General features: G+C 68.0%; 17 protein-coding genes. 11 read left to right on the plus strand and 6 right to left on the minus strand.

Going from position 1 to position 18,045, the window contains the following annotated elements; translation table 11 throughout:
- The first annotated feature begins 71 nt into the window (after window positions 1–71).
- From ABWP84_RS01705 to ABWP84_RS01720, 4 genes are all read left to right on the plus strand, one after another.
- Complete coding sequence (locus ABWP84_RS01705; protein WP_131546781.1) at window positions 72–296, plus strand: ATP synthase subunit C family protein; 225 nt, start codon at window positions 72–74, stop codon at window positions 294–296.
- Between the two features lie 61 nt (window positions 297–357).
- Complete coding sequence (locus tag ABWP84_RS01710; protein WP_353210262.1) at window positions 358–858, plus strand: F0F1 ATP synthase subunit B'; 501 nt, start codon at window positions 358–360, stop codon at window positions 856–858.
- Window positions 858–1,367: a F0F1 ATP synthase subunit B gene (locus ABWP84_RS01715; RefSeq protein ID WP_353210263.1), complete on the plus strand. Its 510-nt coding sequence runs from the start codon at window positions 858–860 to the stop codon at window positions 1,365–1,367. Before ABWP84_RS01710 ends, ABWP84_RS01715 begins: the two co-directional genes overlap by 1 nt.
- 133 nt (window positions 1,368–1,500) lie before the next feature.
- On the plus strand, window positions 1,501–3,075 hold the full coding sequence (locus tag ABWP84_RS01720; RefSeq protein ID WP_353210264.1) for an ABC transporter substrate-binding protein: 1,575 nt from the start codon (window positions 1,501–1,503) through the stop codon (window positions 3,073–3,075).
- A 51-nt stretch (window positions 3,076–3,126) separates the two neighbouring features.
- Here ABWP84_RS01720 and ABWP84_RS01725 read toward each other — a convergent pair whose 3' ends face one another.
- Entirely contained in the window at window positions 3,127–4,209 is a 1,083-nt protein-coding gene (locus ABWP84_RS01725) for an ABC transporter substrate-binding protein (protein WP_353210265.1), read from the minus strand.
- Between the two features lie 96 nt (window positions 4,210–4,305).
- Window positions 4,306–5,385, minus strand: a complete 1,080-nt coding sequence (locus tag ABWP84_RS01730) for a TRAP transporter substrate-binding protein DctP (RefSeq protein ID WP_353210266.1) — start codon at window positions 5,383–5,385, stop codon at window positions 4,306–4,308.
- 92 nt (window positions 5,386–5,477) lie between these two features.
- Here ABWP84_RS01730 and ABWP84_RS01735 point away from each other — a divergent pair, with 92 nt between their 5' ends.
- The gene (locus tag ABWP84_RS01735; protein WP_353210267.1) at window positions 5,478–6,365 is read left to right on the plus strand and encodes an NAD(P)-binding domain-containing protein; all 888 of its coding nucleotides are present in this window, start codon (window positions 5,478–5,480) and stop codon (window positions 6,363–6,365) included.
- 248 nt (window positions 6,366–6,613) lie between these two features.
- On the opposite strand, the gene ABWP84_RS01740 is transcribed toward ABWP84_RS01735, so the two are convergent.
- Window positions 6,614–7,399: an SDR family NAD(P)-dependent oxidoreductase gene (locus ABWP84_RS01740; RefSeq protein ID WP_353210268.1), complete on the minus strand. Its 786-nt coding sequence runs from the start codon at window positions 7,397–7,399 to the stop codon at window positions 6,614–6,616.
- A gap of 62 nt (window positions 7,400–7,461) precedes the next feature.
- A complete protein-coding gene (locus tag ABWP84_RS01745; protein WP_353210269.1) occupies window positions 7,462–7,773 on the minus strand; it encodes a hypothetical protein in 312 nt (103 codons plus the stop codon).
- Between ABWP84_RS01745 and ABWP84_RS01750 the strand changes: the two genes are divergently transcribed.
- The 4 genes from ABWP84_RS01750 (at window position 7,772) to ABWP84_RS01765 (ending at window position 13,314) form a co-directional block, all read left to right on the plus strand.
- Window positions 7,772–8,209, plus strand: a complete 438-nt coding sequence (locus ABWP84_RS01750; protein ID WP_353210270.1) for a PH domain-containing protein — start codon at window positions 7,772–7,774, stop codon at window positions 8,207–8,209. The genes ABWP84_RS01745 and ABWP84_RS01750 overlap by 2 nt on opposite strands.
- Window positions 8,209–8,478, plus strand: a complete 270-nt coding sequence (locus ABWP84_RS01755; protein WP_353210271.1) for a hypothetical protein — start codon at window positions 8,209–8,211, stop codon at window positions 8,476–8,478. Before ABWP84_RS01750 ends, ABWP84_RS01755 begins: the two co-directional genes overlap by 1 nt.
- Before the next feature lie 100 nt (window positions 8,479–8,578).
- The gene (locus ABWP84_RS01760; protein ID WP_353210272.1) at window positions 8,579–12,643 is read left to right on the plus strand and encodes an AAA family ATPase; all 4,065 of its coding nucleotides are present in this window, start codon (window positions 8,579–8,581) and stop codon (window positions 12,641–12,643) included.
- A 44-nt stretch (window positions 12,644–12,687) separates the two neighbouring features.
- Window positions 12,688–13,314, plus strand: coding sequence for a TetR family transcriptional regulator (locus ABWP84_RS01765; protein WP_353210273.1), 627 nt, complete (start codon window positions 12,688–12,690; stop codon window positions 13,312–13,314).
- On the opposite strand, the gene ABWP84_RS01770 is transcribed toward ABWP84_RS01765, so the two are convergent.
- Entirely contained in the window at window positions 13,296–14,198 is a 903-nt protein-coding gene (locus tag ABWP84_RS01770) for a shikimate dehydrogenase (RefSeq protein ID WP_353210274.1), read from the minus strand. The two genes, ABWP84_RS01765 and ABWP84_RS01770, sit on opposite strands and share 19 nt — an antisense overlap.
- A gap of 120 nt (window positions 14,199–14,318) precedes the next feature.
- On the opposite strand from ABWP84_RS01770, the gene ABWP84_RS01775 reads away from it, so the two are divergent.
- The gene (locus ABWP84_RS01775; RefSeq protein WP_353210275.1) at window positions 14,319–15,293 is read left to right on the plus strand and encodes a tripartite tricarboxylate transporter substrate binding protein; all 975 of its coding nucleotides are present in this window, start codon (window positions 14,319–14,321) and stop codon (window positions 15,291–15,293) included.
- Between the two features lie 22 nt (window positions 15,294–15,315).
- Window positions 15,316–17,139: a TIM barrel protein gene (locus tag ABWP84_RS01780; protein WP_353210276.1), complete on the plus strand. Its 1,824-nt coding sequence runs from the start codon at window positions 15,316–15,318 to the stop codon at window positions 17,137–17,139.
- A 21-nt stretch (window positions 17,140–17,160) separates the two neighbouring features.
- Here ABWP84_RS01780 and ABWP84_RS01785 read toward each other — a convergent pair whose 3' ends face one another.
- Window positions 17,161–17,997 carry an NADPH-dependent oxidoreductase gene (locus tag ABWP84_RS01785; protein WP_353210277.1) on the minus strand — a complete coding sequence of 279 codons (837 nt, stop codon included), beginning with the start codon at window positions 17,995–17,997 and terminating at the stop codon, window positions 17,161–17,163.
- Window positions 17,998–18,045: the final 48 nt, after the last annotated feature.

Raw genomic sequence — 18,045 nt, forward strand, 5'->3', positions numbered from 1 at the left:
TGCACTAACGCAGGCCACTCACTCGGGCAGCCATTTTAACCACAGATAATCTGACAAGAAGGATTGAGACCATGGAAGTTGCAGCCGCGAAGGCGCTTGGCGCCGGTATCGCCGTGATCGCCCTGTTCGGTGTTGGCCTGGGCATCGGCAACATCTTCTCCTCGCTGATCACCAGCGTGGCGCGTAACCCCGCCGCCCGTGACGCCGTCTTCCCGATCGGCATTCTGGGCTTTGCGCTGACGGAAGCGGTGGCGCTCTTCGCTCTGCTGATCGCCTTCCTCATCCTCTTCGCCTGATCCGGCTTGGGGGGCCGCCGCCGGCGGGCCCCCGCCCCATCATTCGAACAGGGAGGGCGCGATGCCGCAGCTCGATTTCGCCAACCCGATGGTGCTGGCGCAGGCCGTATGGCTGCTGGTCATCTTCGGCGGCCTTTACTTTATCCTGAACAGCTATGTGCTGCCGCAGGTGGCCACGGTGCTGGAAGACCGCGCCCAACGGATCGCGGCCGACCTTGACGCCGCGCGTGCGTCCAAGCTCTCGGCCGATGCCGCTATGGCAGAGTTGCAGGCGGCGACCGCCAAGGCCCGGGCCAAGGCACAATCCGCTATTGCCGCCGCCGTGCAACAGGCCAATGCCCAGGCTCAGGCCCAGGCTGAGGTTCTCAATGCCCGCCTGGCTGAGCAGATCACCGCGGCCGAGGGCCGGATCAGCGCCTCGCGCGATGCCGCCATGGCCTCGCTGCGCAGCGTTGCCACCGATACCGCGACCGCCCTTGTCACCCGCCTTGTCGGCCGTGCCGATGCGGCGGCAGTGGATGGCGCCGTGGGCCGTGCGCTCAGCGCGCGTGGGAGCCTCTGATGCATCACCATTACGAACATTTCTGGCTTGACCCTAAATTTTGGGTTGCGGCCAGCTTCACGATCTTTGCCGCCCTGGCGATTAAATTTGCCTGGGGGGAATTGACCGCAATGCTCGATGGCCGCGGGCAGCGCATTGCAGCCGAATTGGCCGAGGCGGCACGCCTTCGCCATGAGGCTGAGGAGATGCTGCGCAAGGCCGAGGCTGAGCGTCAGGCGGCGATGGCGGAAGCTGCCGCCATGATTGAACGTGCCAAGTCCGAGGCCGAGCGTGTGGCCGCCAATGCCGCGGCCGATGCCCTGGCGCAGGCCGCCCGGCGCGAGAAAATGGCCATGGACCGCATTGCCGCGGCCGAGGCCTCTGCCGTGGCCGAGGTGCGCTCTGCCGCGGCCGAAGTGGCCACGATCGCCGCACGCAGCCTCATCGCCGAGACCTTCTCGGCTGAGGATGACGCGGCGATGATCGACCAGGCGGTGACTGAATTGCCCAAAGCGCTGCGCGCAGCCTGAGGGGAAAAGCCATAGCCCGGCCCAGGCCGGGGCGGGCATTTTGGCCGTTAGTGATTCGCGGCGGCGGTATTTCCAGGCTGGGGCAATATGCTCTAGCCTGGGTCCCACCGAAACAGCGACAGGTCAAACATCCATGCGTAAAATCTTTGCCGCCGCCCTCCTGGCGGGCACAATGCTGGCTGGCATCGCCAATGCCAATGTCTTCCGTTGGGCAAATGACGGTGACGTCAATTCGATGGACCCCTATACCCGGTCCGAAACCTTTCTGCTGACCTTCAACGCCAATATCTATGAGCCGCTGCTGCGGAGCGACCGGGAGCTGCGCCTTCAGGCCGCGCTGGCCGAGCGTTGGGAGCAGGTGAACCCGCTGACCTGGCGCTTCCATATCCGCCGCAATGTGCGCTTCTCGGATGGCTCGCCGCTGACGGCCGAGGATGTGGTGTTCTCCATCGCCCGCGCCCGGGGCCCAGGCTCCAATGTCGCAGCGTATTTCGCTGCCGTGGCTGAGGTGCGCAAGGTCGATGACTTCACCGTGGACCTCGTCACCCGCAACCCCAGCCCCATCCTGCCCGAGGAATTGACCAGCTTTGGCATCATGTCCAAGGCCTGGCTGGAGCGGAACAATGCGGCGCGCGTGGCTGACCTGACCTCACGCGAGGAAAATTTTGCGACGCGCAACGCCATGGGCACCGGCCCCTTCGTGCTGGTGAGCCGCGAGCCGGATCGGCGCACCGTTCTCGCCCCGAACCCGCTCTGGTGGGACCGGCCCGAGCACAATCTGACCCGGGTGGAGTTCAACGTCATTGCCAATGACGCGACCCGCGTGGCGGCGCTGCTGAGCGGTGAGGTGGATATGATCTACACCGTGCCGCCGCAGGATATGGAGCGCATTGGCCGCACGCCGAATCTGCGCATCATCCAGGGGCCGGAATTGCGCACCATCTATCTGGGCATGGACCAGATGCGCCCCGAATTGCTGAAGAGCGATGTGCGCGGCCGCAACCCCTTCCAGGATGTGCGGGTGCGCCGGGCGATGTATCAGGCGATCGATATCGAGGCGATCCGCACCCGGGTGATGCGCGGCCAGGCGCGGCCGACCGGGCAGATTTTTGGCCCCGGGGTGAATGGCTTCGTCGAGGCCAATGACACCCGCCCGGCGGTGGATCTTGAAGGTGCCCGCCGCCTGCTGGCCGAGGCGGGCTATCCCAATGGCTTTGGCGTCACCCTCGATTGCCCGAATGACCGCTATGTGAATGACGAGGCGATCTGCACCGCCGTCGTCTCCATGCTGGCGCGGATTGGCGTGCGCGTGACGCTCAATGCGCAGACCCGGGTGCGCTTCTTCGCCGAGGTGAATGGCCCGCGCTACAATACCAGCTTCTATCTGCTGGGCTGGACGCCCAATACTTATGACGCGCAGAACGCGCTGTTCAACCTGGCGGGCACGCGCGATGGCACGCGCGGGGTGTTCAACAATGGCGGCTATTCCAACCCGCGCTTCGATGCGCTGGTGAGCCAGATCGAGGTGGAGACCACCCCAGCGCGGCGGCAGGCGTTGATTACTGAGGCGAGCCGACTGTTGCAGGAGGATGTGGCCTATATCCCGCTGCACCAGCAGCAGGTGGTTTGGGCTTCGCGCAGCAATATCACGCTGCAGCAGCAGGCTGATAATGGCTTCCCGCTGCGGCTGGTGCGGGTGGGTAACTAAGTATCGGCTGCTTCCCGCCAGGGCCTGGGTGGCCCTGGCGGGGGTGCGGCCTCAGCGTGCCGCGGCGCTGGCGGCGGCCAGGAAGTTCGCCTGGGTGTCCTCGGCAATGCGGAACCATTGCGTCTGATCGAGGCGATAGGCATCCCAGGTCTGATGGATGCGGCGGAAGCGCGGATTGGCAGCACCCACCTCAGCGTAGAATTCCTGCGTGGCGCGGTAGCTGGCATTGAGCACCTCACGCGGGAAAAGGCGAAGCTGGGTGCCCGCCGCGATCAGCCGGCGCAGCGCGGTGGGGTTGAGGCTGTCATAACGCGCCATCATCCAGTGCCAGGTTTCGGAGCAGGCGGCCTCGAGGATCGCCTTGTAATGGCTCGGCAGCGCCTCATAGGCAGCGGGGTTCACCATCATGTCGATGGAGGGGGCGTATTCCCACCAGCCCGGGGCGTAATAGAAGCGTGCAACGCGCTGGAAGCCCAGCTTTTCGTCATCATACGGGCCGACCCATTCGGCGCCATCGATCACGCCGCGTTCCAGGGAGGGGTAGATATCGCCGCCGCCGATGAGCTGCGGCACCACACCGAGCTTTTGCAGGATATTGCCGCCGAAGCCGGCAATGCGGAATTTCAGCCCTTGCAGGTCGGCCACCGAGTTGATCTCGCGCCGGTACCAGCCGCCCATCTGAGCGCCGGTATTGCCGGCGGGAATGCCGACCACGCCCTGGTCACGATAGACCTCGGCCAGGGCCTGCTTGCCACCGCCCTCCTGCAGCCAGGACCAGAGCTGGCGCGACGACATGCCAAAGGGCAGGCAGGTCGCGATGCACAGCGAGGGGTCCTTGCCGAGATAGTAATAGGCCGAGGTATAGCCGCATTCGACGCTGCCATTGCCCACGGCATCCATCACCTGCAGCGCGGGCACCACCTCGCCCGGGCCGAAGGGGGTGATCTCGAAGGCGCCATCGGTCATTTCGCGCACGCGGCGGCAGATGCGCTCATGCGCGCCATAGAGCGTGTCCAGGCTCTTGGGGAAGCTGCCGGGCATGCGCCAGCGGATGCGCGTCTGGGCATGGGTGATGGCCGGCATGGCCAGAATGGGGGCCACCGCACCGGCGGCCAGAATATTGCGACGATCCATGGGGCAATTCCTCGTTGGTTTCCTATGTTCCAAGCTTGCGCGGGAGTGCATTGATGCGCAACTGGGATTATTGTAGCCTCCGGGTGAGCGCTTGGCTCAGCGCTGTTGGCTGGCGAGCGCGAGAAAATTCGCGATACTGTCCTCAGACAGGCGGAACCATTGCGCCTGGTCGCGGCGATAGGCCTCCCAGCCCTGGCGGATGCGGCCGAATCGCGGATTGGCGGCCCCCATTTCGGCGTAGAATTCCTGGGTGGCGCGGTAGCAGGCCATCAGCACATCGCGGGGGAAGAAGCGCAGTTGCGTGCCTGAAGCGATCAGGCGGCGCAGCGCTGTGGGGTTTTGGCTGTCATAGCGCGCCATCATCGCATGCCAGGTGCCGGCGCAGGCCTCCTCGAGGATGGCCTTGTAATGGCTGGGCAGCGCCTCGTAGGCGGCGGGGTTGATCATGAGGTCGAGCGAGGGGGCGTATTCCCACCAACCCGGCGCGTAATAATATCGCGCCACGCGCTGGAAACCGAGTTTTTCGTCATCGTAGGGGCCGGCCCATTCCGCGGCGTCGATCACCCCGCGCTCAAGGGCGGGGTAGACATCGCCGCCGCTGATCAATTGCGGCACCACGCCCAGGCGGGCGAGAATTTGGCCACCAAAGCCGGCGATGCGGAATTTCAGGCCATTGAGGTCATCGACATCTTTGATTTCCTCCCGGAACCAGCCGCCCATCTGTGCGCCGGTATTGCCGGCGGGAATGGCGATTACCCCCTGGTCACGATAGACCTCGCGCAGCGCCTCGCGCCCGCCGCCATCCTGCAGCCAGGACCAGGTTTGCCGCGAGTTCATGCCAAAGGGCAGGCCGGTGCCGATGCATAGCGCCGGATCCTTGCCGATATAGTAGCTGGCCGGGGTATAGCCGCATTCCACGCTGCCGCTGGCCACCGCATCCATCACCTGCAGCGCCGGCACCAATTCGCCCGGGCCGAAGGGGGTGATCTCGAAGGCGCCATCGGTCATCTCCCGCACGCGGCGGGCGATGCGCTCCATCCCGCCATAGATCGTGTCGAGGTTTTTTGGGTAGCTGCCGGGCATGCGCCAGCGGATGCGCGTCTGGGCATGGGTGAGGGCCGGGATCGCCAGCATGGGTGCCACCGCGCTGGCTGCGAGAATATGACGACGGATCAAGGCTTAATTCCTTACCGGAGGGCTTGATTGGCGAGGTTGCACGCCCCGATGCCCCATGCAACTGATTGTTGCTGCAAAGCAGAGGGAACGTCATGGAAAAGATCGGCTTTATCGGCCTGGGCAATATGGGCCGTGGCATGGCGAGCAATATTCGCCGCAAGCAATTCGCCATGATGGTCTATGACCTGAATCCCAAGCCGGTGGCGGCGCTGATGGAGTTGGGCGCCGAGGCGGCCGCCGATGTGGCGGCGCTGGGGCGGGCGAGCAGCATTGCCATCACCATGCTGCCGGGGCCCAAGGAGGTTTCGGCCACCGCCGCCACGCTGTTGGAGCATATGGCGCCGGGCAGCCTGCTGATCGACATGTCCACTGTTGACCCCGAGACGACGGACGCCCTGGCGGCGACAGCGGCGGCGAAGGGGGTGGGCTTTGTCGATGCCCCGGTGGGCCGCCTGGCCGCGCATGCGGATCGGGGCGAGAGCCTGTTTATGGTCGGCGCCTCGGATGCTGATTTCGCCCGGGCGAAACCGCTGCTGGAGGCGATGGGCACCACGATCCATCATTGCGGCGGCCCTGGCAGCGGCACCCGCACGAAGCTGGTGAATAATTACCCCGCCATCATCCTGTGCCAATTGAATGCGGAGGCGCTGTCACTCTCCCAGGGCTTTGGCCTGAACCTGGAAACCACGCTGGAGGTGCTGCATGGCACCACCGCCACCAATGGCCAGTTGAAGGTGAATTGGCCGAATAAGGTGCTCAAGGGCGACATAGCACCCGGCTTTGCCATTGATCTGGCGCATAAGGATTTGTCGCTGATCATGCAGGCGGCCAATGCCGCCCGGGTGCCGCTGCCGGTGGCTGCCGCGGCCCGCGAGGCGTTTTCTGCCGCCCGTGCCCAGGGCAATGGGGCCCTGGATTTTTCCGCAATGCTGGATGTGCAGTGCCGGGTGGCGGGGGTTAAGCCGCCACGCCTGGCCTGAAGGCTTCTGGCCCAAGAGGCTGATGCGAAGCGCTTGTGTTGGGGGAAAAGAGCGAAAGGGCTTTGGCCTCCCGCGCCCTCCCACCAGGGACGACATATACGTCGACGATTTTCCCAAACTTTTGAAAATTATCAAAATAAACAATCTAACGAAGGTGCAGAAAACTCAGTCTCCTGCTGGGGTGCTCGAGGGGCAAAGCCCCTCGATCTTGTTGCCCCTCGCTCTTGGTCTCTCAGCAGGCTGCCAACTCACACCACCGGGCTGCGCCCGCCATCGACATTGATGGCGGTGCCGGTGATGTAGCCGCCCATCTCGCTGGCCAGCAGCAGCGCTTGGGCGGCGAATTCATGCGCATAGCCCATGCGGCCGAGGGGGACGGTTTTGCCCTGCTCGGCCTTCCATTCCTCCCAGGTGATGTTGCGCTGCTCGCTGGCATGGCGGCGCACCCATTGGTCGCTCTCGATGATGCCGACCAGCATGGCGTTCACCAGCACATTATGCGGCGCGTATTCATTGGCCAGCGCCTTGGTCAGCGCCATGCCGGCCGCACGGCTGACCGAGGTGGGCGTGGAGGTCGCCGCCGGCGCCTTGGCGCCGATATTGAGCACATTGATGATCCGGCCCCATTTGCGCTCGGCCATGCCCGGCAGCACGGCGCGGCAGAGGCGGATGGCGGCCATCAGCTTGAGGTCCAGGTCATCCTTCCACAGCGCCTCGGAAATTTCGAGGAAGGGGCCGCGCTGCGAGGTGCCGGCATTATTGACCAGGATATCCACCTGGCCGAGGCCGGCGATCGCGGCGGCCGCGGCATCGGCGCAGCCCTGCTCGGTGCGGATATCGGCCGGCACCGTCACCACTTTGGCCCCCGGGGCTGCGGCGCGGATTTCGGCTGCCGCGGCCTCCAGCGCCTCGGCACCGCGGGCGACGAGGGCGACATGGCCGCCCGATTCGGCGAACATCTTCGCCATGGCCAGCCCCAACCCCTTGGAGCCGCCGGTGATCATGGCCGTGCGGCCGTCCAATGTGATATGCATGTGTTGTCCCTCCGAAGCCGCAATGTAACCACGACCTGGGCGGAAGGGCCATCAGGCGGGGACTAATCCGGCAGGCAGCGCACCGCCCCGGGCTGGGCGGAGGGGGTTGGCTGGGTGCCCGGCGGGCAGGGCATTTGGCCGCGATGGGGCGCGGGCAGGCCGGTGTCCCAGCCGCGCGCCTCACTGTCATCGCCAAAACCGCCGGTGGCGGGGACGCAGCGCCCACCGCGCCGGCCATTCACCGCGCGCTGCGGCGTGCCGCCATGCGGGCAGAGGTAGCGCCTTGCCGCCTCCATCGCCGCTGATGTGGGCCGCGGCGGGGGCGCGCGCTGCGCCTCGGCCGTCCCGGCCAGCAGGATCATGGTTGCGAGCATGGCCCAGCCATGCCTACTTGGCCTCGCCATGGTGGAGTATCGGCGGATGAGTGAGCAGGTCATTGTCGAAACACGTGAGAGCAGGCGTTCCTACGGCGCATGGGGAATTTTCGTGGCCATCCTGTGTTTGGGCCTTCCCTTTCTGGGGCGCCAGCGGGTGCGGGTGACCAATGAGCGGATCGTCATCGAATCGGGGTTTTGGAACAAGGTGCGCGATGATGTCGAAATCTTTCGCATCCGCGATGTGGTGGTGAAGCAGAATATCTGGAACCGGATGTTCGGCATTGGCGATGTGGTGGTGAAGGCGACCGAGGGGCGGAGCGAGGAAATCCATGTCCTGCGGGGCATGCCGGATCCGTTGGCGGTGAGCGAGGCGATCCGCCAGGCCTGGAACCAAGCTGCCCGCCCCACCGGCCCCGCCACCGCGCTCGACTGATGTCCCGCCGCCCGGCCAACCCCGATGAGGCGGTGCGCCCCACCCGGGATGTCGACCCGATGGAGGCGCTGGAAGCCCTGCCGCGCGCCGATATCGCCGTGTTGGAAACCTCGCAGCCCAAGCTGATCGACGCCGCCCTGCGCGGCGCCGTGGTGCTCACCCGGCATGGGCGGGATGCATTCGTGCTGCTGCCGGTGGATGAATTCCAGACCCTGGCGCGTGAGGCCATGGCGCGGCGCATCACCTCGAAGCGGGTGATCGAGGGCTGAGGGCGGCGGTTCCGATAGACATTCGGGGCCGGCTCAGGGCAGATACAGGCATGGCCGAACGCCCCTCTCCTCAGGATTCGCGCCGGACCCGCGCCGGCTGATGGCCCACGCGACCGATATCTTCCCCGAGCCTTCGCCGGAACCTTCGGATGAGCCGGCACGCAAACCGGTCTCGGCCACGCTGGCGCGGCTGCGCATTGCCGGGTTCAAGAGCTTCGCCGAGCCCACCACGGTGGAGATTCGCCCGGGCCTGACCGGCATTGTCGGCCCCAATGGCTGCGGCAAATCCAATGTGGTGGAGGCGCTGCGCTGGGCGATGGGCGAGAGCAGCGCGCGCTCGCTACGGGGCGGCGAGATGGATGACGTGATCTTCGCTGGCACCGCCACCCGCCCGGCGCGCAACCTGGCCGAGGTGACGCTGAGCCTGGAGGATGCGCTGGGCGTGGCCCCCGCACCGCTCGATGGCGAGCATGAATTGGAGATAGCCCGGCGCATCACCCGGGGCGAAGGCTCGGGCTATCGCATCAATGGGCGTGAGAGCCGGCAGCGCGATGTGCAAACGCTGTTTGCGGATCTGGCCTCCGGGCCGCGCGCCTCAGGCATGGTCAGCCAGGGCCGGGTGGCGACGCTGATCGCGGCCAAGCCGGAGGAGCGGCGCGCGGTGCTGGAGGAGGCGGCGGGCATTGCGGGCTTGCGGGCCCGGCGGCACGAGGCGGAGCTGAAACTGCGCCAGGCGGAGAACAACCTGCTGCGCGCCGATGACCTGACCGGGCAATTGGAGGCGATGCGCGAATCGCTTGGCCGGCAGGCAAAGCAGGCGAGCCGCTACCGCAACCTTTCGGGGCTGGTGCGCGATGCCGAGGCGGCGATGTTCGCCCTTATGGTGGCGCGCGCCGGCATGGCGGTGGAGGCCGCGGGGGAGAATCGCAGCGCCGCTTTGGCCGCGACCCGCCGGGCGGAGGCCCAGGCCGAGGCCGCGACCATCGCCGCGCATGAGGCCGAACAGGCCCTGCCCGCCCCCCGCGCCGCCGAGGCCGAGGCGCGCACTGCCCTCGAACGCCGCAGGCTGGAGGCCGAAGGGGTGGAAGCGGCCCTGGCCCGCGCCCAGGCCGCGCTCGAGGCCGCCCGGGCCTTGGCGACGCAAATCGCCGCCGACCTCGCCCATGCCGAGGCGATGGCCGCCGATGCCGCCCAGGCCGAGGCCCGCGCCGGGCGCGAGGATGCCGCCGCCGCCCAGGCCCTGGCTGCCCTGCCCGCCCGGGTTGAGGATACCACTTCGCGGCTGAGCATGGCCGAGGAGGCGGTGCGCGCGGGCGAGCAGGCGGCCAATATCGCCACCGACGCCGCCGCCCAGGCCGCCGCCCAGGCCAATCAGATGGCGGCCGAACTCGCCTTTGCCGAGCAGCGGGCGCGTCGGCTCGCCGAACAGCAAGCCCGGCTGGAGGCCGACCACGCCGCCGCCGAGGCCACCGCCGTGCCACCCGAAGCCCTGGCGACAGCCGAGGCCGAGGGCGAGGCACGCGGGGTGGCGCAGCGCGAGGCCCGCGCCCGGCTGGAGGCGGCGGAGGCGGCCCGGGCCGAGGCGGCGAACCAGGCGGCCGAGGCCAATCGGGCCATGGGGGATGCCGAGGCCAATCGCGCCCGGACCCGGCGGGAGTTGGAATCGGCCGAGGCGCGGGCCCGCCGCGCCGCCGATCAGGCCCAGGCCATCACCCGCCAGCATGAGCAGGCGCTGGCGCAGCGCGTGGCCGCCGAGGCCCTGGCCAAGGCCGAGGCAGCGCAGGAGGCGGCCGAGGCCGGAGCGCGCGCCACCGCCCAGGCGCTGAGCGAGGCCGCCACCGCCCGGCAGGAAGCGGCCGAGGCGCTGGGCCTCGCCCGCCAGGGGGCCAGCGCCGCTGAGGCCGCCGTCACCCGCCTCGCGGCTGAGGTGGAGGGGCTGAGCGCCACCCTAGCCGGGGCCCGCCCGGCCAATGCGGCGCCGATTATTGATGCCATCACCGTGCCCGAGGGGCTGGAAGCGGCGCTGGGGGCGGCGCTGGGTGAGGCTTTGGATTCAGCGCGCGACCCGCATGCGGCGCGGCATTGGCGCGCCTTGCCGCCGCTGGCCGTGGCAGCCGCCCTGCCGGCGGGGGCGACGGCGCTGGCTGATCTGGTGCAGGCGCCGCCGGAATTGGCGCGGGCCTTGTCGCAGATTGGGCTGATCGAGGGCGATGGCGCGGGATTGCAGGCGGCGCTGGCCGCTGGGCAATCCCTTGTGGACCGGGCGGGCAAGCTCTGGCGCTGGGATGGCCATACGGTGGCGGCCGGTGGGCCCAATCCGGGGGCGGCGCGGCTGCAGCAATTGGCCCGGCTGCGGCAGGCCGAGGCGAAGTTTTCCGCCCTGCGCGCGGCGGAGGCGGCGGCGGCGGAGGCCCGCAGCGCGGCCCAGCGCGAGGAAAACAGAACCGCTCAGGCCGAGGCCGCCGCCCGCAGCGCGCGCGATCAGGCCGAGGCCACGGCGCGGGAAACCCGGCGCATGGCGGCCGATATCGCCGCCCGCCACGCCGCCGCGGAGGGCCGGCTGGCCGCGCTGGCGCCGCAAATCGCCCGAATGGCAGCGGAAAGCGAGGAGGCCGAGGCCGGGCTGCGCGCGGCCCGGGCGGCGCTGGCGGCGCTGCCGGAGATGGCCGCGCTGGCCCAGGCGCAGGCGGCCACCGCCCTTGGCCTGCGTCAGGCCCAGGCCGAGGAGCATGCGGCGCGCGAGGCCCGGCGCATGGCCGAGACGGCGCTGGAACAGGCGCGCGGCACGGCCTCGGCGCTGGCGGCGCGCGCGGCCTCGGCGGCGGCGCGTATTGCGGCTCTCGCGCCGCAGCGCGAGCGGCTGGGCGCGGAATGGCGTGAGGCGGAGGCCTCGCTGGCGGCCTCGCGCGCTGCCCGGGCCGCGCTGCCGGACCTCGCCACCGCGCGCGAGGCGGTGGAGCAGGCCAGGCGCAGGCTGAGCGAGGTGCGCGGCGCCGAAAACACCGCCCGGGCCGAGCGCGCCAGCTTGCTAGCGGAGGGCGAGCGGCTGGCCCTCCGCCGCGCCAGCCTGGCTGAGGAGCGCGCCGGCTGGGCGGCTCGGCGGGAGGATGCGGCCGGCCGCGTGACGGGGCTGCAGGCGCGGGCCGAGGCCGCCGTGGCCGAGGTGGCGCGGCTGGCGGATTTGCCCTCAGAGGCCACAGCCCAGCGCGATGCCGCCGCCCGCCACCTCGCCGCCGCCGAGGCCGCGCATGCCGAGGCACAGGCCGCGTTGAATGCGGCCGAGGCCCGGCTACGCGCTGCCCTTGATACCAGGCGTGACGCCGATGCCGGCTTCAGCATTGCGCGCGAAAACCAACTGCGCGCCGAGGCGGCGCTGGAGGCGGCACAGACCGCCGGGCAGGCACTAGCCGCCCGAGTGATCGAACGGCTGGGTGAGGATGCCAGCCTGCCAGACCCTGGCGAAGACCCAGGTGAGGCCGCCGAGGAGCGCGCCCGGCGCAAGCTCGACCGGCTGAGCCGTGAGCGGGAGGAGATGGGGCCGGTCAATCTTCGTGCTGAGATTGAATTGGCCGAGGTGGAGCAGCGGCTGGTCGATATCGCCCGCGAGCGGGAGGAGATCACCGCCGCCATCGCCAAGCTGCGCGGCACGATCGGGCATTTGAACCGCGATGCGCGGGCGCGGCTGCGCGAGGTGTTCGACCGGGTGGACCGGGAATTCCAGGCGCTGTTCCAGAAACTCTTCGGCGGTGGCCGGGCGCATATTGCGCTCGTCGGCAATGAGGACCCGCTGGAGGCTGGCCTCGAGATTTTCGCCGAACCGCCGGGCAAGAAGCTCTCTGCCCTCTCGCTGCTCTCAGGCGGCGAGCAGGCGCTGACGGCGCTGTCGCTCATCTTTGCGGTGTTTCGCTGCCAACCGGCGCCGGTTTGCGTGCTCGATGAGGTGGATGCGCCGCTGGATGACGCGAATGTCGAGCGGCTTTGCGACCTGCTTGATGCCATGGTGCAGGATGGCGCGACCCGCTTTCTCATTATTACCCACCACGCGCTGACCATGGCGCGGATGCATCGGCTCTATGGCGTGACGATGCAGGAGCGGGGGGTTTCGCGGCTGCTGAGTGTTGATTTGGGCCAGGCGGTGGCGATGGTGGAGCAGCCGCTGACTTGAACACAGGGGTGGTATGAACCCACTGGTTCGTTCAAACTTGCGCCATGGAAAAACGCAGCCGCGCGCCGGAGCAGACCCGCCGCGCCATTATTGATGCCGCCATCGTGGAATTCGCCGATAAGGGGCTGAGCGGCGCCCGGGTGGATGAGATCGCCGCGCGCACCGCCACCACCAAGCGGATGATCTATTATTATTTCGGCGGCAAGGAGCAGCTCTACGCCACGGTGCTGGAGGAGCTGTATGGCGGCATTCGCGATGCCGAGCGGGCGCTGGATCTGGACCGCCTCGCCCCCATGGCGGCGCTCAAGCGGCTGGTGGAGACGACTTTTGACTATCATGCCGCGCATCCCGAATTCGTTCGGCTGGTGGCGGTGGAGAATATTCATTCCGCCCGGCATCTCGCTTTGCTGCCCAATATCATCGCCCGCAATGCTTCGGTGCTGGAGGGGCTGCAAAGCCTGCTCGACCGTGGCGTGGCCGAGGGGGTGTTTCGCCCGGGGATCGCGGCGCTGGACCTGCATATGCTGATCAGCGGCCATAGCTTTCACCGCGTTTCCAACCGCCACACCCTCGCGGCGCTATTTGGCGAGGATTTGACCCTGGGCGCGGTGGCAGCGCGGCAGCGTGGGATGCTGGTGGAGGTTGTGGCGCGCTATGTCAGCCCCGGGTGACTGATCGCGGCGAGAAAACCCTGGCGCATGCGCGCCGCATCGGGTTCGCGCCCGGTGAAGTGGCGGAAGGCATCGGCCGCCTGATAGACCGCCATGCCGCCGCCATCGGCCACCCTGGCACCCTGGGCGCGCGCGGCCTGGAGCAGCGCCGTGTCGATGGGCACATAGACCACCTCGGCCACCCAGAGATCGGCCCGCAGCAGCGCCGCCGGCAAGGGTAGGCCGGGATGCTTGGCCATGCCCATGGGGGTGGCATGCACCAGGCCGTGGGCTGCCGCGATGGCGGGGCCGAGCGCGGCGCCTGCCACGGCGCGGCCGGGGCCGAAATGGGCGTTGAGATTGGCGGCCAGGCCCGCCGCGCGGGTATCATCCATGTCGAAAATCGTGAGTTGCGCGGCCCCCATGGAGAGCACGGCATGGGCCACCGCAGCGCCTGCGCCGCCGGCGCCGATCTGCACCACCTGGCCCATCGCCGCACCGGGCAATTGCAGGCGAAAGCCGGCGGCAAAGCCCGAGGCATCGGTGTTGTGGCCCATACGGCGCCCGGCCTCGAAGACCACGGTGTTCACCGCACCCAGCGCCCGCGCCACGTCGGAGAGCGCATCGAGCAGCGGGATGACCGCCTGCTTGGCGGGATAGGTGATGTTCAGGCCGCGATAGCCCGCGGCCTGCGCGTGATCGAGCAATTGCGGCAGGGCCTCGACGCCCAAGCCCAGCACATCGAGGTCAATGCGGCGATATTCCGAGGCAAAACCCTGCGCCGCCGCCTCGGCCACATGCATGGCGGGCGTGCGGGAGCCGGCAATGCCGCTGCCGATCAGCCCGAGCAGCATGGTGCCGGGGGCGGCGGGGGCGAAGACATCGCGCTCGGCCAAAGGGGGCATGATGGGCTTCCTCAGCATTGTATTGGTGCTTGACGGTTAATGTACCAACCGGTACGTACACGTCAACGACGTAACATCGTCGGGCCAAGGAACATCCATCCAGGGAACGGAGCGCAATCCATGTCAGCCATTTCACGCCGTCAGCTTGCCGCGGGCCTGGGGCTTTTCGCCCTGCCCGCCAGCGCGCAGGAGGCCTTTCTGGGCAGCCGACCCGTTACCATCGTCGTCGCTTGGGCGCCGGGTGGTTCGACCGATTTCGTGGGCCGCCTGGTGGCCCAGGCGCTGACGGCGCAACTCGGTGGCAGCTTTGTGGTGGATAATCGCCCCGGTGCCTCGGGCACGGTGGGCCATGCCTCGGTGGCCCGGGCGCGGCCGGATGGCCATACCCTGCTGATGGGGGTGAACTCCACCTTCGCCATGAGCCGCCATCTCTTCCCGCAGCGCGGCTATGATGATGATCGCGGCTTTGTCGGCATCGGCCGGGTGGCGATCTCGCCGATCATGCTCTGCACCAATGCGCAGAGCGGGGTGCGCGATATTGCCGCTTTCGTGGCGCGGGCGAAGGCACAGCCGGGGCAGATGAGCTATGCCTCCTCTGGGGCGGGTTCCTCGGCGCATCTGGCGACTGAATTGTTCCTCCGTGGCGCTGGCATCACTGTGCAGAACGTGACCTATCGCGGCGGCGCGCCGGCGGTGCAGGCGCTGATCACCAATGAAGTGCAGCTTGCCATGGTTGATGCGGTGACGGCGCTGCCACTGATGCAGGCGGGGCAGATTGTCGCACTCGGCGTCTCGACGCTGGCGCGCAACCCGCTCGCGCCCGCCGTGCCGACCATCGCCGAGAGCGGTTTCCCCGGCTTTGAGGCGACCTCGGATTTCGCCCTGATGGCGCCGGCCGGCACGCCGGATGCGATCATCCGTACGCTCTCCCGTGGCCTGACTGCGGCACTGGCCGATGCCGATGTGGTGGGGCGGATGCGGGCGAGTTCCATCATCCCCACCCCCGGCACGCCGGAGGCCTTCCCGGCCTATCTGACCGCCGAGAGCGCCAAATGGGGTGAGCTGATCCGCGCGCGTGGCATCACACTGGAATAGGCGTATTCACCCGGGAGCAGCCATGAAACGCGCCATCGCCACTGTCTGCCTCTCGGGCTCGCTGCCGGATAAGTTGGAGGCCGCCGCCGCTGCCGGCTTTGAGGGGGTGGAGATTTTCGAGAGTGATCTCCTCACCTTTGAGGGCTCGCCCTCCGAAGCGGGGGCGATGGCGCGTGATCTGGGGCTGGAGATTTCGCTCTTTCAGCCCTTCCGCGATTTTGAGGCCATGCCTTCGCCGCTGCGAGCGCGGAATATGGACCGGGCGGAGCGCAAATTCGACACCATGGCGGCGCTGGGTGCCGGGCTGATTCTGGTCTGCAGCAATACCCAAGCCACCTGCATCGACGACCCCGCCCGCGCCGCCGCTGATCTGCATGAGATGGCCGAGCGGGCGGCCAGGCGCGGCTTTCGCGTGGGTTTTGAGGCGCTGGCCTGGGGCCGCCACACGAAGCGCTGGCGCCAGGCCTGGGACATTGTGCAAAGGGGCGACCACCCTGCGCTGGGGCTGGTGCTGGATAGTTTCCACACCCTCGCACTGGGCGATGATCTGGCAGGGCTTGATGTGCCGGGGGAGAAGATCTTCTTCGTCCAACTCGCCGATGCGCCCCGGCTGGATATGGATGTGCTCAGTTGGTCGCGGCATTTCCGCAATTTTCCCGGCCAGGGGGATCTGGCGGTGGCGGGTTTTACCCGGGCGGTGTTGCAGGCGGGCTATGGCGGGCCGCTCTCGCTGGAAGTGTTCAATGATGAGTTCCGCGCGGCCCCCGCACGGCGCATTGCCCGCGATGGGCTGCGCAGCCTGATCTGGTTGGCCGATCAGGTGGGGTTGGCGCCGCTGCCGGCGCTGCCGCGGCTTTCGGGTATTGAATTCATTGAATTCGCGGTGGATGAGGCGGCGCGCGAGGCGCTGGGTGGCTATCTGGCCACGCTGGGCTTTCATCACGCGGGGACGCATAAATCCAAGCAGGTGGAGCTGTGGCGGGCCGGTGCGGCCAATCTGGTGCTCAATGCCGAGCCCGATAGCGCAGCACAGGAACGCTTCCAGATGACCGGCCCCACGGTCTGCGCCATGGCGCTGCTGGTGGATGACCCGGTCCGGCTGGCGGCCCGCGCCCGCGCCCTGCTGTGCAGCGTCTGGCACGAAAAACGCGGCGCGGGGGAGCGCGATATCCCCGCCATCCGCGCGCCTGATGGCATGCTGCTGCATCTGGTGCAGGCGGGGGCGGCGCCGATCTGGCAGGATGATTTCCATCTGCTGCCCACGCCGCCCGGCGCCGCAATGGGGGTGGATCACGTCGCACAGGCGCTCTCGCCCGAATTGATCGAGGGTTTCGCGCTGTTTTATCGTGCGGTGCTGGGCCTCGCCCCGGATGCGCCCTGGGAATTGCCCGACCCCTTTGGCATTGTCCGCTCGCGCGCCTGGGTGAGCGCGGATGGCGCGGTGCGCCTGCCGCTCAATGTCAGCGAAAGCAGCCGGACAGGGACGGGGCGTTTCGTCTCAGCCTATGCCGGGGCGGGGGTGCATCATATCGCCTTCGCGGTGCGCGACGCCGCAGCAGCGGTGGCGGGCATGGCAGGGGCGCCGCTGCTGGAAATTGCCGAAAATTACTACGAGGATCTCGGGGCGCGGCTGGACTTGGATGAGGCTGGGCTGGAAGCACTCCGGGCGCATCATCTGCTCTATGATCAGGATGGCTCAGGGGCAGGCTTCCGCCATGCCTATACCCTGCCCTTCGAGGAGCGGTTCTTCTTTGAACTCGTCGAGCGCGATGCCGGCTATGCCGGGTTTGGCGCGGCGAATGCGGGGGCGCGGATGGCGGCGCAGCGGCGGGGCGCCAGGCGGTAAAGCCCAGCGCCCCGGTATTTTTTACTTCAGCGGGAAGCCCATGCCGCGCAGCACGGCGACCATCTTGTCGCGCCCGCTCAGCGCGGCGAGTTTGCCCATGCGCAGCAGCACCCGGCCGGACCAGTTTTCATCGCCCATGCCGCTGCGGCGGGAGAAGCCGGCCATTTCCTCGTCATAGGCTTTTACCAGCGCCGGTTCTTCGGCATTGCCATAGCTGTCGTGGAACAGGATGGCCTCTTGCGGCAGGCGGGGCTTGACCGCATTGGCCACGCCATCGGCCGCGTAACCCACGCAAAGGCCGAAGACGCCCATGGTTCCCTGGGGCAGGTTCAGCAGCGCGCCGACCTCGGCGGGGTTGTTGCGCATCGCGCCGATATAGACGGTGGACATGCCCAGCGATTCGGCGGCGATGACGGCGTTCTGCCCGGCGAGGGCGGCATCGATCGCGGCGACCAGGAAGGTCTCGAGGAAGGGCATGGTCTCCATCTCGACGCCCATGGCATCGGCCATGCGCTGGTTGCGCGAGACATCGGCGAGGAACACCAAAAAGAGCGGGCACTGCATGATGTGCTTTTGGTTGTTCGACAGCCGGGCGAATTCGGCCTTTTTCGCGGGGTCCGTGACGGCGATGGCCGACCAGGTTTGCAGGTTGGAGGAGGTGGCGGCGGATTGCGCGGCGGCGATCAGCGTCTCCAGCGTGCCTTTGGGCAGGGCGTCGGGCTTATAGCCGCGGATGGAGCGGTGGCTGAGCAGCAGCGCGATATGCTCGTTCCAGGGGCCGGCGGCCGGGATGGCGGCGCCATAGCGCAGGGCAAGGGCTTCGGTGCGGCTGGTGGTGGCGGGGGTGGCGATATCCATGGGCTTTGGTATCCGTGGTGGGTGTTCTGGGGCGACATGTTGCAGCAG

The organism is Rhodovarius sp., assembly GCF_040399605.1.
In the GTDB taxonomy this organism is placed as follows: Bacteria; Pseudomonadota; Alphaproteobacteria; order Acetobacterales; family Acetobacteraceae; genus Rhodovarius; species Rhodovarius crocodyli_A.

Bases quoted from the DNA above. Each gene is read 5' to 3' on its own strand.
- ABWP84_RS01705 (WP_131546781.1), top strand. From the start codon at position 72: ATGGAAGTTGCAGCCGCGAAGGCGCTTGGCGCCGGTATCGCCGTGATC.
- ABWP84_RS01710 (WP_353210262.1), top strand. From the start codon at position 358: ATGCCGCAGCTCGATTTCGCCAACCCGATGGTGCTGGCGCAGGCCGTA.
- ABWP84_RS01715 (WP_353210263.1), top strand. From the start codon at position 858: ATGCATCACCATTACGAACATTTCTGGCTTGACCCTAAATTTTGGGTT.
- ABWP84_RS01720 (WP_353210264.1), top strand. From the start codon at position 1,501: ATGCGTAAAATCTTTGCCGCCGCCCTCCTGGCGGGCACAATGCTGGCT.
- ABWP84_RS01725 (WP_353210265.1), bottom strand. From the start codon at position 4,209: ATGGATCGTCGCAATATTCTGGCCGCCGGTGCGGTGGCCCCCATTCTG.
- ABWP84_RS01735 (WP_353210267.1), top strand. From the start codon at position 5,478: ATGGAAAAGATCGGCTTTATCGGCCTGGGCAATATGGGCCGTGGCATG.
- ABWP84_RS01740 (WP_353210268.1), bottom strand. From the start codon at position 7,399: ATGCATATCACATTGGACGGCCGCACGGCCATGATCACCGGCGGCTCC.
- ABWP84_RS01750 (WP_353210270.1), top strand. From the start codon at position 7,772: ATGGCCCAGCCATGCCTACTTGGCCTCGCCATGGTGGAGTATCGGCGG.
- ABWP84_RS01745 (WP_353210269.1), bottom strand. From the start codon at position 7,773: ATGCTCGCAACCATGATCCTGCTGGCCGGGACGGCCGAGGCGCAGCGC.
- ABWP84_RS01755 (WP_353210271.1), top strand. From the start codon at position 8,209: ATGTCCCGCCGCCCGGCCAACCCCGATGAGGCGGTGCGCCCCACCCGG.
- ABWP84_RS01760 (WP_353210272.1), top strand. From the start codon at position 8,579: ATGGCCCACGCGACCGATATCTTCCCCGAGCCTTCGCCGGAACCTTCG.
- ABWP84_RS01765 (WP_353210273.1), top strand. From the start codon at position 12,688: ATGGAAAAACGCAGCCGCGCGCCGGAGCAGACCCGCCGCGCCATTATT.
- ABWP84_RS01770 (WP_353210274.1), bottom strand. From the start codon at position 14,198: ATGCCCCCTTTGGCCGAGCGCGATGTCTTCGCCCCCGCCGCCCCCGGC.
- ABWP84_RS01775 (WP_353210275.1), top strand. From the start codon at position 14,319: ATGTCAGCCATTTCACGCCGTCAGCTTGCCGCGGGCCTGGGGCTTTTC.
- ABWP84_RS01780 (WP_353210276.1), top strand. From the start codon at position 15,316: ATGAAACGCGCCATCGCCACTGTCTGCCTCTCGGGCTCGCTGCCGGAT.
- ABWP84_RS01785 (WP_353210277.1), bottom strand. From the start codon at position 17,997: ATGGATATCGCCACCCCCGCCACCACCAGCCGCACCGAAGCCCTTGCC.